Genomic DNA, 12355 nt, shown 5'->3' on the forward strand with positions numbered 1-12355 from the left:
GAGCGCAGCGACCTGGGGAAAACCGGGCGGTGACCCAACCTGTGTCGGACGACGCCCGGATCGCGGCGGCCCAGGCCTACATCAGCGCACTGGCCAGTCACCAGGCTGACCAGGTGCCGTTCGCGCCGGGCTGCACCCGCATCGAGGTCGGCCTCAAGACCGGCTTCTCCGGAGATCACTTGCGCCGCAGCCTCAATCGCGGCCCGCAATACCGCATCATCTCCGCGACGACGGCACCGGAGTTCAGCGTGGACGGCGACGAGATCCGGGCCCGATTCGACGTCATCACCAAACCGTCGCTGGGCGGTGCGAAGGTGTGCGCCCACGTCGACGAGACGTTCCTGATCCCCGTCGTCGATGGCAAGATCCATCACATCCGGGCCCACATCCGCCCGTTCATCAAGCGCTAGCCCGAGGAGCTTGTCTTGCCCAAACCGCGCCCCAAGGGCCTCGACACACCGACGACGAAGTTCATCATCAAGTGGATGTCAAAAGCACAGACCGCGGTCTACAAGGCCAGCAAGGGCAAGCTCGGCGGCAGTTTCCTCGAGGGCGCGCCGGTGGCGCTGCTGACGACGATCGGACGCAAGAGCGGTGAGCCGCGGGTCGCGCCGCTGCTGTTCCTGCGCGAAGGCAATCGGATTGTGCTGGTCGCTTCCCAGGGCGGCAGCGACAAGCACCCGTTGTGGTATCTCAACCTCAAGGCGAACCCGAAGGTGAAGGTCCAGATCAAGGACGAGGTCCTCGAGCTGACCGCGCGCGATGCCACCGAGGCCGAGCGCGCCGAGTACTGGCCCAAGATGACGGCGTTCTACACCGGTTTCGAGGACTACAAGTCGTGGACCGACCGCGTCATCCCCATTGTGATTTGCGACCCGTAAAGCGGGCTATTCATGGGCTGTGTCCGAAACAGCCCACCCCGTCCGCAATTCCGGCCTCCTGAGAGTTGCGCTCAAGCGGTTCGCCCGCATGCACATCTGGCTGTATCGCCGCACCGGTGGCCGCCTCGGCGCCAAGCTGCTGTGGTTTCCCGCCGCGCTGGTCACCACCACGGGTCGCCGGACGGGCCAACCGAGAACCACCCCGACGTTGTATCTGCGCGACGGTCAGCGCATCGTGCTGCCTGCGTCCTACGGCGGACGTGACAGTCATCCGGCGTGGTACCTGAATCTGGCGGCCGACCCGCAGGTACGCGTTCAGATTCGCGAACACGTGATGGAGATGACCGCACGTGACGCGACCGACGACGAGCGACGGCTGTACTGGCGCAAGCTGACGCGAATCTACCCGCCCTACAAGGGATATCAGGATGCCGCCGATCGGCGCATCCCCTTGGTGGTGTGCGAGCCGGTAGCCGGAACCTAGGCGCCGAACACCGGCATCGGTTCGCGGGACTTGGCCAGCAGATCGGTGACGACGGGCCCCAACTCGGCGGGATCCCACCGCTCGCCCTTGTCGATCTCCGCGCCGCGCGCCCAACCCTCGGCAACCCGCACGATGCCGCCCTCGACCTCGAATACCCGGCCGGTGACGTCGCGCGACTCGACACTGCCAAGCCACACCACCAGCGGCGAGACGTTCTCCGGTGCCATCGCGTCGAAATCCTTACCCTGCGTTGACATCATGTCGGCGAAGACGGTCTCGGTCATCCGGGTACGCGCCGACGGAGCGATCGCGTTGACGGTCACACCGATGCGGCTCATCTCGGCCGAGGCCACCAGGGTCAGCGCGGCGATACCCGCCTTGGCTGCGCTGTAGTTGGCCTGCCCGACGCTGCCCTGAAGTCCTGCGCCCGAGCTGGTGTTGATGATGCGGGCATCGACGGCCTCGCCCGCCTTGGACTTGGCCCGCCAGTACGCGCCGGCATGTTTCATGGTGGCGAAGTGGCCCTTGAGGTGGACGGCGATGACGGCGTCGAACTCCTCTTCGGAGGTGTTGACGAACATCCGGTCGCGCACGATGCCGGCATTGTTCACCAGGACGTCGAGCCCGCCGAAGGAGTCCACGGCAGTCTGGATGAGTTCGGCGGCCTGACCCCAGTCGGCGACGTTGGATCCGTTGGCGACGGCTTCCCCACCGGCTGCGGTGATTTCGTCGACCACCGACTGCGCCGCGCTACCACCGCCGGCGGGAGATCCGTCGAGCCCGACACCGATGTCGTTGACCACCACACGTGCACCTTCGGCGGCGAACGCTAGTGCGTGCGCACGCCCAATGCCGCCACCGGCACCCGTGACGATGACCACCCGGCCGTCGAGCAAACCCATTGACTTGTCTCCTTACTTGTTTGCACTCGATGCGGACAGATACGCAGGCGGCTCTCCGCCACCGTGCACCGCCATCTTCGCCCCACTGATGTATGAGGCTGCGTCAGATGCCAGAAATGCCGCAGCCCAACCGATATCGGCTGGCTTGGCCAGCCGGCCCAGCGGCACGGTGGCCGCGACGGCCGCTTGCGACTCGGCGTCGCCGTAGAACAGTTCGACCTGTTCGGTTTCGACCATGCCGACGATGAGGGCATTGACCCGGACCTTGGGCGCCCATTCCACCGCCAGTGTGGTGGTCAGGCTCTCGACTCCCGCTTTGGCCGCACTGTAGGCGGCGGTGCCGGGCGATGGGCGACCCGCGCTCACCGACGAGATCGACACGATGGAGCCGCCTTGCGGCTGATTCTGCATCACCGCGTTCGCGGCCTGTGAGACATGAAGCATGCCAAGCAAATTCAGCTCGATAATCTTCTGGTGGAACTTCGGCGAAGCCTCGGCGGCCAGCGCGTACGGTGAGCCACCGGCGTTGTTGACCACCACGTCCAGGCGGCCGTGCTTGTCGACGATCGCGTCGATCAGGGCGGCGACGGCTTCCGGGTCGCGGACGTCGCAGCTGTGAAATTCGTAGGGCAGTCCCTCGACGGGGCGCCGGGCGCAGGTGATGACGGTGGCGCCCTGCTCGGCGAACACCGCACTGATTCCCGCGCCGACTCCTCGAACACCACCGGTCACGAGGACTACACGACCTCGTAGGCCCAGGTCCAGCGTCCCGGGAGTGTCAGCCGCCTCAATCACTGTGCTAGCGTACCAAGCAAGTGCTTGCTTAGGTATTCGCCCCGTCAGGAAGTGGCCCAGGAACTGAAGATGACCATCACGTCACGCACCGTCGAACCCGGCATCGTCGCTGTCACGGTGGACCACCCGCCAGTCAACGCACTGCCCTCCCGCGGCTGGTTCGAACTCGCCGACACCATCACCGCCGCCGGGCGCGATATGACGACCCACGTGGTCATCCTGCGGGCCGAGGGCCGCGGCTTCAACGCCGGCGTGGACATCAAGGAGATGCAGAATACCGAGGGTTTCACCGCCCTCATCGACGCCAACCGGGGCTGCTTTGCCGCGTTCAAGGCGGTCTACGAGTGCGAGGTGCCGGTGGTTGCCGCGGTCAACGGCTTCTGCGTCGGCGGCGGCATCGGCCTGGTCGGCAACGCCGACGTGATCGTCGCCTCCGACGATGCGAAGTTCGGGCTGCCCGAGGTCGAACGCGGCGCACTCGGTGCGGCCACCCACCTGTCCCGGTTGGTGCCTCAGCACATGATGCGGCGGCTGTTCTACACCGCGGCAACGGTCGACGCCGAGACGCTGCACCACTTCGGGTCGGTGCACGAGGTGGTGCCCCGAGCCGACCTCGACGAGGCGGCACTGCGGGTGGCCCGCAATATCGCCAACAAAGACACCCGGGTGATCCGCGCCGCCAAGGAAGCGCTGAACCTCATCGACGTCCAGCGCGTCAACTCCAGTTACCGCATGGAGCAGGGCTTCACATTCGAGTTGAACCTCTCCGGGGTCGCCGACGAGCACCGCGACGCCTTTGCGGGCACCGCGAAGGGCGAGAAGGCGGCGAAATGACCGACGGGGCGAAGATGAGAGACAAGCGAACGACACTCGACGAGGCAGTCGCCGGCATCGAGAGCGGCATGACCATCGGCATCGCCGGCTGGGGATCGCGACGTAAGCCGATGGCCTTCGTGCGCGCACTGCTGCGCACCGACGTCACCGACCTGACGGTGGTCACCTACGGTGGGCCCGACCTCGGGCTGCTGTGCTCAGCGGGCAAGGTCAGCAAGGTCTACTACGGCTTCGTCTCGCTGGACTCCCCGCCGTTCTACGACCCGTGGTTCTCCAAGGCCCGCACGACCGGAGCCATCATCGCCCGCGAGATGGACGAGGGCATGCTGCGGTGCGGTTTGCAGGCCGCCGCGCAACGGTTGCCGTTCCTGCCGATCCGCGCCGGACTGGGCAGTTCGGTCATCGACTTCTGGGATGGTGAGCTCAAGACCGTCCGCTCGCCCTACCCGAGCGGGGATCACCACGAGGAGCTCGTCGCGATGCCGGCCCTGCGCCTGGACGCCGCCTTCGCGCACCTGAATCTCGGTGACAAGCACGGTAATGCCGCCTACACCGGTATCGACCCGTACTTCGACGACCTGTTCCTGATGGCCGCCGATCGCCGCTACCTGTCGGTCGAAAAGGTGGTATCCACCGAGGAGCTGGTGAAATCCGTTCCGTCACAGGCACTGTTGGTCAATCGCATGATGGTCGACCAGGTGGTCGAAGCGCCCAACGGGGCGCACTTCACCACCGCCGAGCCGGACTACCCGCGCGACGAGAAGTTCCAGCGCCACTACGCCGCGGCGGCCGCCGAGGATGCCACGTGGCAGGAGTTCGTCGACACCTACCTGTCGGGCAGTGAAGCCGACTACCAAGCCGCAGTGCGTCGCTTCTCAGAGCAGGAGGCCAAATGATCCAGGTCAGCCGTGCCGAGGTGTGCGTCATCGCCTGTGCCGAACTGTTCCGCGATGCCGGCGAGATCATGGTCAGCCCCATGACGAACGTCGTCTCCATCGGCGCCCGTCTCGCGCGTTTGACCTTCGCGCCCGACATCCTGCTCACCGACGGCGAGGCCCGATTACTCGCCGACACACCGGCGATCGGGGCCCAGGGAACGATCGAGGGCTGGATGCCCTTCGGCCGCGTCTTCGAGACGCTGGCCTGGGGACGGCGCCATGTCGTGATGGGCGCCAACCAGATCGACCGTCACGGCAATCAGAACCTGTCGGCCTTCGGCCCGCTGCAACACCCCACCCGGCAGATGTTCGGGGTCCGCGGCGCACCCGGCAACACCATCAACCACGCCACCAGCTACTGGGTGGGCAACCACTCCAAGCGGGTGTTCTGCGACGCCGTCGACATCGTCTCCGGAATCGGCTGGGACAAGGTCGATCCGGACAATCCGGCGTACCGCTTCGTCAACGTCTACCGCGTGGTCACCAACCTCGGCGTGTTCGACTTCGGCGGACCCGACCGCACCATGCGGGCGTTGTCGCTGCATCCCGGTGTCGAGCCCGACGAGGTCCGGGAGAACACCGCCTTCGAGGTCCATGGGCTCGACGACGCCGACCGGACCCGACTGCCCAGCGGTGAGGAGCAGACGCTCATCCGCGAGCGAATCGACCCGAAAGGGCTGCGCGACAAGGAAGTAAAAGCATGAGGCTGCGTACGCCGCTGACCGAACTGGTCGGCATCGAGCACCCGGTGGTCCAGACCGGCATGGGCTGGGTCGCCGGTGCCAGGCTGGTCTCGGCCACCTCCAACGCCGGCGGCCTTGGCATCCTGGCCTCGGCGACGATGACCATCGACGAGCTCGCCACCGCGATCGCCAAGGTGAAGTCCGCCACCGACAAGCCGTTCGGGGTGAACATCCGCGCCGATGCAGCCGATGCCGGTGACCGCGTGGATCTGATGATCCGCGAGGGAGTCAAGGTGGCCTCGTTCGCGCTGGCCCCCAAGCAGGAGCTGATCGCACGCCTCAAAGAGGCAGGCTCCGTTGTGGTTCCGTCGGTGGGTGCGGCCAAGCATGCCCGCAAGGTGGCCGGCTGGGGTGCCGATGCGGTGATCGTTCAGGGCGGCGAGGGCGGCGGACACACCGGCCCGGTGGCCACCACGCTGCTGTTGCCCTCGGTTCTCGACGCGGTCGACATCCCCGTCATCGCAGCCGGTGGATTCTTCGACGGCCGCGGTCTTGCCGCCGCACTGTCCTACGGTGCGGCCGGCGTTGCGATGGGCACCCGGTTCCTGCTGACGTCTGATTCCACGGTGCCCGACGAGATCAAGCAGCGTTATCTGCAAGCCGCGCTCGACGGCACCGTGGTGTCCACCCGGGTGGATGGCATGCCGCACCGGGTTCTGCGCACCGGTCTGGTCGAGAAGCTGGAAAGCGGCTCCCGCCTCAGGGGATTCACGGCGGCTGTCGGCAATGCCGCGAAATTCAAGAAGATGTCGCAGATGAGCTGGGCATCGATGATCCGCGACGGCCTGGCGATGCGGCACGGCAAGGACCTCACCTGGTCGCAGGTTCTGATGGCGGCCAACACCCCGATGCTGCTCAAGGCCGGTCTGGTCGAGGGCAACACCAACGCCGGTGTGCTGGCCTCGGGTCAGGTGGCCGGCATCATCGAGGATCTGCCGTCATGCGCAGAGCTGGTCGAGACCATCGTCGGCGACGCCATCAAGCACCTGCAGGCAGCCGCCGCGCTCGTCGAATGATGCGTACCCTGGGCTAGTAAGCCTGATTCCGGGGGGAAGCGATGGCACTGGCACCAGACAGTTGGCCGCGGCAGTTCCGCGATCTGATCCGGCTGTCCAACAAATATCTGCTGAATCCGGCCATGCTGCGCCTGGCCGGAACGAAGTACTGGTACGCCTCGGTGATCCGGCACACCGGGCGCCGGTCCGGAAAGCACTATGCGACGCCGGTCGTCGCGGACCGGGTCGGTGACCGCTTCATCGTCCCGCTGCCCTACGGCACCCAGGTGGACTGGCTGCGCAATGTCCTGTCCGCAGGCCGAGCCCGCATCTCCAGCCGGGGTGAAACCTACGAGGTCGTCGCGCCGACGATCATCGACGCTACCGAAGCGCTGCCCCTGTTGCCCCGCGACCGGCGGCGGACCTTCGAGCGGACCGGCATCGAGCACTTCCTGCAGGTCCGGATCACATAGTTAAGCGCTAGACTGCATTACTAACAAATGAAGCTATAATCTTCATATGTCTGGTATGAAGTCAATATCTTCATCACGGGCGACGATGATCGGCGATGTCGTCGGCTCCCGGCAGACGCCTGACCGCGCGCGCCTGCACCGCCGGGTGACCCGCGCTCTCGACGATGTCGCCTCGACCGCCATCGACCCGCCCGCGTTCACGGTCGGTGACGAATTCCAGGGCAGCTACCCCACTGTCGGTGCGGCGATCGACGCCGCGTTGTGGGTGCGGTTGGCACTGGTGCCCGACGTCGACGTCCGCTTCGGCATCGGCTGGGGCGAAGTCACCATCCTCGACCCGGGCACCGGCATCCAGGACGGGGCCGGCTGGTGGTCGGCGAGAGAGTCCATCGAGTGGATCGCCGGCGCCCAACAACAACCCGGCCTGGCCCACGTCCGCACCGCCTACCGCCGCGCCGACACCGACGGCCCCGATCCGGATGCCGTCAACGCCGCCCTGTTGTGTCGGGACCACCTGCTTGGATCGATGGATGCACGATCCCTGCGGCTGTTGCAGGGGCTCCTCGAGCACAAGACGAAGAAGGATCTGGCGGTAATGGAAGGCATCAGCGCCTCGGCGGTGTCCCAGCGGGCGGCACGCGACGGACTCGATCTACTGGTCCTGGCCAGCGGGCAACTGCGGGCCATCTGATGACCGGTGTCGCCATCTTCCTGATCGCCGTGGGATGCGCCGACATCGTGCGGCGGCTGTCGTCACGGGCCTGGCTCGCGGTACTGGCCGGCCCCCTGATCGCGACGGGAGCCGCTGCGCTGTGCGGGTTGTGGCACCTCGGCGACCTCGTCCTGGTCGGGATCGCCGCCGCCGCGGCGGCGGCCTGGGAACTGGCCTGTACCCGCGCCGAGCGCGTCGGTGGCCGCTGGCAGATCTGGCCGCTTGTGTTGCTCGGGGTGGCTGTCCTGGTTCTGATCCTGCTGTCCGGGCTGGGCTCCCCGGTGGGCGGTCCGGTGGCGGCCTGGGTCAACTGGGCTGTGCTGCCCGGACTGCACAGCGTGGATCCCGGCCGTCTCGTCATGGTGATCGGTGTGGTGCTGCTGCAACTGGTGACCGGAAACCAATTGGTGCGGCTGCTGCTCGGGTCGGTCGGCTCGGTCAAACCGGCCGGCCAGCCGCAGGCGTCCGATCGCCTCAAGGGCGGCCGGCTCCTTGGCCCGATGGAGCGGCTGCTCATCGTCGGACTCAGCCTCGCCGGTCAGCTCGCCGCGGCGACCGCGGTGGTGGCAGCCAAGAGCATCATCCGATTCCCCGAGATCAATGCCCAGAAGGTCCGGGAGAACGGTGGCATCGGCATCGACGACGTCACCGAGTACTTCCTGGTCGGCAGCTTCGCCAGCTGGATCGTCGCGCTCGGCGGCCTCGCACTCGCCCAGTAGTCCGCTGTCTCACGTCCTGCACGACCACTGACTGCTCGCCGAATGTGCGATCTCATACGCCCGCGACGGCGCGTCGCGGATGAAACCGCACACTCGACGAGAATCGAAGCCGCTCAGAGCCTTTCGATGATGGTGACGTTGGCGGTACCGCCACCCTCACACATCGTCTGCAGGCCGTAGCGGCCGCCGGTGCGCTCAAGCTCGTTGAGCAGCGTGGTGAACAGTTTGGCCCCGGTGGCGCCCAACGGGTGGCCGAGCGCGATCCCGCCGCCGTTCGGGTTGACCCTCGCCGGGTCGGCCTTCGTCTCCTTGAGCCAGGCGAGCACGACTGACGCGAACGCCTCGTTGATCTCCACGACGTCGATGTCGTCGATTGTCAGACCCGCTTTGTCCAGTGCGTACTTGGTGGCCGGAATCGGGCCGGTCAGCATGATCACGGGATCGTCGCCGCGGGCGCTGATGTGGTGGATGCGGGCCCGCGGAGTCAGATTGTGATCCTTGACCGCCTGCTCGGAAGCCAGCAGCACCGCGCTTGCGCCGTCGCAGATCTGGCTCGCCATGGCGGCGGTCAGCCGACCGCCTTCCACCAGCGTCTTGAGGCCGGCCATCTTCTCCAGGGTGGTCTCGCGCGGGCACTCGTCGACGGCGAAGCCGTCGATCGGCAGGATCTCGTTGTCGAAGTGCCCGCCACGGATCGCGGCGAACGCGCGCTCATTGCTGGCCAGTGCGAACCGTTCCATCTCCTCGCGGGTGATCCCCCACCGTTCGGCGATCATCTCCGCGCCACGAAACTGTGAAACCTCCTGGTCGCCATAGCGTTTCAGCCACGCCTTCGACTCGTTCGTGGGCGAGGTGAAGCCGAACTGCTCGCCGACGATCATCGCCGAGGAGATCGGGATCTGGCTCATGTTCTGCACGCCACCGGCCACGATGAGGTCCGCGGTGCCGGCCATGATGGCCTGCGCCCCGAACGAAATCGCCTGCTGGCTCGACCCGCACTGACGATCCACGGTCACTCCGGGCACGGCTTCGGAATACCCGGCGGCCAACCACGACAGCCGTCCGATGTTGCCTGCCTGCCCACCGATCGCGTCGACACACCCGGCGATCACGTCATCGACGGCGTCCGGGTCGACATCCTGGCGGCCCAGCAGCCCCTGCCAGGCGGCGGCACCCAGGTCGATCGGGTGCATGCCGGCCAGCGATCCGTTGCGCTTGCCCACCGCGGTGCGCACGGCGTCGATGACGTAGGCCTGTGAGGCGGGAGCCATGTCGATCTCCTTACTTTGGGGCGGCTATTCCGCCGAGGACGATGGAAAGGTATTGGCGGCCAACCTCTTCAGCTGTCAGCGGTCCGCCGGGCTGATACCAGCGCACGGAAACCCAGGTGGTATCCCGGATGAAGCGGTAGACCACGTCGACGTCGATATCAGGCCGGAAGCAGCCCTGCTCGATGCCCTCGTTGAGCAGATCAAGCCACATCTTGCGCTGCTCTTTGTTGCGGGTGTCGACGAAGCCGAACTGCGGCAGCGAGGAGAGCCGCTTGGCCTCGTCCTGGTAGATGACCACCTGGGCGTGCCGGTCCTCGATGGCTTCGAACGATGTCATGAACAGCCCCTTGAGCCGTTCCAGCGGATTGGGTTCGGACTCGACGATTTCCTGGTAGCGGCCGAACAGCCAGTCCAGGAAGTCGCGCAATACCTCCTCGACCATCTGCTCTTTGCTCTTGAAGTGGTGATAGAGGCTGCCGGACAGGATGCCCGCCGAATCAGCGATGTCGCGCACGGTGGTTGCGCGCAACCCGCGTTCGGCGAACATCGTCGCGGCGAGATCGAGAAGCTCGTCGCGACGGCTGACCGGCTGTTCTGTCATGGGTGCTGGCTCGATACCGAAATCACTTCGCCGGTGAGGTAACTGGAGTAGTCACTGGCCAGGAAGGCGATCGTCGAGGCGATCTCCCACGGCTCGGCCGCCCGACCGAACGCCTCGCCCTCCGACAGCCGATCCAGTAGGTCGGTCGAGCTGACCTTCTCGAGGAACTTGTGCCGGGCGATGCTCGGGGACACCGCGTTGATCCGTACTCCGAATTCGACGGCTTCGATTGCGCTGCAACGGGTCAAGGCCATCACACCGGCCTTGGCCGCCGCGTAGTGCGACTGCGAGTGCTGCGCGCGCCAGCCCAGCACGCTGGCGTTGTTGACGATCGCGCCGCCGTGCCCGGCCTCGCGGAAGTACCGCAATGCCGCCCGCGTCGCCCGCATCACCGAGGTCAGGGTGACGTTGAGAACCCGGTCCCACTCTTCGTCGGTCATGTCGACCACCGGGGTCTCGCCACCGAGGCCGGCGTTGTTGACCAGCACGTCGAGTCGCCCCAGCCGGGCGGTGGTCGAGGCGATCAGGGCATCCACCTGGGCGGTCGACGTGACGTCGCACACGACGCTCTCCACCCGGCCGAGGCCGAGTTCAGCGAGCTGGTCGCGGGTTTCACCGAGGCGGCGTTCGTGGTGATCGGAGATGACGACGTCGGCGCCCTCGGCCAGCGCGCGCCGCGCCGTCGCCGAACCGATTCCGGTGCCGGCCGCCGCGGTGACCACGACCACCTTGCCGGTCAGCAGACCGTGGCCGGCGACCTCCTGCGGTACATCCGCCAATGAGCCCACTAGCCCTTCGCCTCCCGGGGTAGGCCGAGCACCCGCTCGGCGATGATGTTGCGCTGGATCTCGTTGGAGCCGCCGTAAATGGTATCGGCGCGGGAGAACAGGAACAGCCGCTGCCACTCGTCGAACTCGTCGTCGTGCTTGAGCAGCCCGGATTTGCCCTGGATGTCCATGGCGAGTTCGCCGAGGTCGCGGTGCCAGTTGGCCCAGAGCAGCTTGGACACGTTGTCCTGGCCCGGTTGCTCCACATCCATGGTCGCCAACGCGTAGGACCGCATTGTCTGCAGACCCGCCCAGGCCCGGGTGAGCCGCTCCCGGATCAGCGGATCGTCGATCGCTCCGTTGGCCTTGGCCAACTCGACGACACCGGAAAGCTCACGCGCATAACGGATCTGCTGGCCCAGCGTCGAGACACCGCGCTCGAACGTCAGCACCCCCATGGCCACCCGCCAGCCGTCGCCCGGCTCGCCGACCACCAGGCCGGCGTCGGCGCGGGCATCGGTGAAGAACACCTCGTTGAACTCCGAGTCGCCGGTGAGCTGGATGATCGGGCGGATCTCCACGCCGGGCTGATCGAGCGGCACCAGCAGGAAGGACAGACCGGCGTGCCGCTTGGAGCCCTTCTCGGTGCGGGCCACCACGAAACACCATTGCGCCCAGTGCGCCAGCGACGTCCACACCTTCTGGCCGTTGATGACCCAGTGATCGCCGTCGAGCACCGCCGACGTCGCGACATTGGCCAGGTCGCTACCCGCGCCGGGCTCGGAGTAGCCCTGTGACCACAGTTCGGTGACATCGAGGATGTGCGGCAGGAACCGCTGCTGCTGCTCGGGCGTGCCGAAGGCGATCAGGGTGGGCCCGAGCAGTTCCTCACCCAGGTGGTTCACCTTGTCCGGGGCGTCGGCCTTGGCGTACTCCTCGTAGAAGGCGACGCGGTGCGCCACCGACAGACCGCGGCCGCCGTGCTCGACGGGCCAGCCCAGACAGGTCAGGCCGGCAGCCGCCAGATGGCGGTTCCAGGCCAGTCGCTCTTCGAAGGCTTCGTGCTCGCGCCCGGGGCCACCGAGACCCTTGAGTGCGGCGTATTCGCCGACCAGGTTGTCGGCCAGCCACCCGCGGACCTCGGCCCGGAACTCCTCGACCGTTATCACCCCTGTAGGCTAACCTACCAAGCACTTGCTTTGTTAGCCCGGTCGGTGATGACGGCGCGAGACCCTTGTGA

At 66.6% G+C, this 12355-nt stretch carries 16 protein-coding genes; 10 read left to right on the plus strand and 6 right to left on the minus strand.

Translation table 11 applies throughout. The features are described 5' to 3' along the window. Nucleotides 1-29 precede the first annotated feature (29 nt). The 3 genes from OG976_RS10590 to OG976_RS10600 all read left to right on the plus strand — a co-directional run bounded on the left by OG976_RS10590 (nt 30) and on the right by OG976_RS10600 (nt 1365). Nucleotides 30-410, plus strand: coding sequence for a hypothetical protein (locus OG976_RS10590; RefSeq protein WP_328361586.1), 381 nt, complete (start codon nt 30-32; stop codon nt 408-410). Nucleotides 411-425: 15 nt separating this feature from the next. Further along, a complete protein-coding gene (locus tag OG976_RS10595; protein WP_328361589.1) occupies nt 426-881 on the plus strand; it encodes a nitroreductase family deazaflavin-dependent oxidoreductase in 456 nt (151 codons plus the stop codon). Between the two features lie 88 nt (nt 882-969). Further along, on the plus strand, nt 970-1365 hold the full coding sequence (locus OG976_RS10600) for a nitroreductase family deazaflavin-dependent oxidoreductase (RefSeq protein WP_328363387.1): 396 nt from the start codon (nt 970-972) through the stop codon (nt 1363-1365). On the opposite strand, the gene OG976_RS10605 is transcribed toward OG976_RS10600, so the two are convergent. Together OG976_RS10605 and OG976_RS10610 are read right to left on the minus strand one after the other, a co-directional pair. Next, nucleotides 1362-2267 carry an SDR family oxidoreductase gene (locus OG976_RS10605; protein ID WP_328361592.1) on the minus strand — a complete coding sequence of 302 codons (906 nt, stop codon included), beginning with the start codon at nt 2265-2267 and terminating at the stop codon, nt 1362-1364. The genes OG976_RS10600 and OG976_RS10605 overlap by 4 nt on opposite strands. A gap of 12 nt (nt 2268-2279) precedes the next feature. Further along, on the minus strand, nt 2280-3098 hold the full coding sequence (locus OG976_RS10610) for an SDR family oxidoreductase (RefSeq protein WP_328363389.1): 819 nt from the start codon (nt 3096-3098) through the stop codon (nt 2280-2282). A gap of 33 nt (nt 3099-3131) precedes the next feature. Between OG976_RS10610 and echA20 the strand changes: the two genes are divergently transcribed. From echA20 to OG976_RS10645, 7 genes are read left to right on the plus strand one after another with little or no spacing between them, the layout of a single operon-like run. Further along, nucleotides 3132-3896: a (7aS)-7a-methyl-1,5-dioxo-2,3,5,6,7,7a-hexahydro-1H-indene-carboxyl-CoA hydrolase gene (echA20, locus tag OG976_RS10615; protein WP_328361594.1), complete on the plus strand. Its 765-nt coding sequence runs from the start codon at nt 3132-3134 to the stop codon at nt 3894-3896. A 14-nt stretch (nt 3897-3910) separates the two neighbouring features. After that, nucleotides 3911-4792 carry a cholesterol ring-cleaving hydrolase subunit IpdA gene (gene ipdA, locus OG976_RS10620; RefSeq protein ID WP_328361595.1) on the plus strand — a complete coding sequence of 294 codons (882 nt, stop codon included), beginning with the start codon at nt 3911-3913 and terminating at the stop codon, nt 4790-4792. After that, the gene (gene ipdB / locus OG976_RS10625) at nt 4789-5538 is read left to right on the plus strand and encodes a cholesterol ring-cleaving hydrolase subunit IpdB (RefSeq protein WP_328361598.1); all 750 of its coding nucleotides are present in this window, start codon (nt 4789-4791) and stop codon (nt 5536-5538) included. Before ipdA ends, ipdB begins: the two co-directional genes overlap by 4 nt. Further along, nucleotides 5535-6593 carry a (3aS,4S,5R,7aS)-5-hydroxy-7a-methyl-1-oxo-octahydro-1H-indene-4-carboxyl-CoA dehydrogenase gene (gene ipdC / locus OG976_RS10630; protein WP_328361601.1) on the plus strand — a complete coding sequence of 353 codons (1059 nt, stop codon included), beginning with the start codon at nt 5535-5537 and terminating at the stop codon, nt 6591-6593. Before ipdB ends, ipdC begins: the two co-directional genes overlap by 4 nt. Nucleotides 6594-6634: 41 nt before the next feature. Continuing rightward, entirely contained in the window at nt 6635-7045 is a 411-nt protein-coding gene (locus OG976_RS10635) for a nitroreductase/quinone reductase family protein (protein ID WP_328361604.1), read from the plus strand. Between the two features lie 46 nt (nt 7046-7091). Next, a complete protein-coding gene (locus tag OG976_RS10640) occupies nt 7092-7736 on the plus strand; it encodes a SatD family protein (RefSeq protein WP_328361607.1) in 645 nt (214 codons plus the stop codon). Continuing rightward, a complete protein-coding gene (locus tag OG976_RS10645; protein ID WP_328361610.1) occupies nt 7736-8476 on the plus strand; it encodes a hypothetical protein in 741 nt (246 codons plus the stop codon). Before OG976_RS10640 ends, OG976_RS10645 begins: the two co-directional genes overlap by 1 nt. A gap of 113 nt (nt 8477-8589) precedes the next feature. Here OG976_RS10645 and fadA6 read toward each other — a convergent pair whose 3' ends face one another. Genes fadA6 through ipdE1 form a run of 4 tightly spaced genes read right to left on the minus strand, consistent with a single transcriptional unit; the run spans nt 8590 to nt 12284 of the window. After that, nucleotides 8590-9747: a steroid 3-ketoacyl-CoA thiolase FadA6 gene (fadA6, locus tag OG976_RS10650; RefSeq protein WP_328361613.1), complete on the minus strand. Its 1158-nt coding sequence runs from the start codon at nt 9745-9747 to the stop codon at nt 8590-8592. Nucleotides 9748-9757: 10 nt separating this feature from the next. Beyond that, nucleotides 9758-10348, minus strand: coding sequence for a TetR family transcriptional regulator KstR2 (gene kstR2, locus OG976_RS10655; protein ID WP_328361616.1), 591 nt, complete (start codon nt 10346-10348; stop codon nt 9758-9760). Beyond that, complete coding sequence (gene ipdF / locus OG976_RS10660) at nt 10345-11127, minus strand: (5R,7aS)-5-hydroxy-7a-methyl-1-oxo-2,3,5,6,7,7a-hexahydro-1H-indene-carboxyl-CoA reductase (protein WP_442930519.1); 783 nt, start codon at nt 11125-11127, stop codon at nt 10345-10347. The genes kstR2 and ipdF overlap by 4 nt, the downstream gene beginning before the upstream one ends. An 8-nt stretch (nt 11128-11135) precedes the next feature. Continuing rightward, nucleotides 11136-12284, minus strand: a complete 1149-nt coding sequence (gene ipdE1, locus OG976_RS10665) for an acyl-CoA dehydrogenase IpdE1 (RefSeq protein ID WP_328361622.1) — start codon at nt 12282-12284, stop codon at nt 11136-11138. Nucleotides 12285-12355 lie beyond the last annotated feature (71 nt).

The sequence above is a fragment of the Mycobacterium sp. NBC_00419 genome, from assembly GCF_036023875.1.
In the GTDB taxonomy this organism is placed as follows: domain Bacteria; phylum Actinomycetota; class Actinomycetes; order Mycobacteriales; family Mycobacteriaceae; genus Mycobacterium.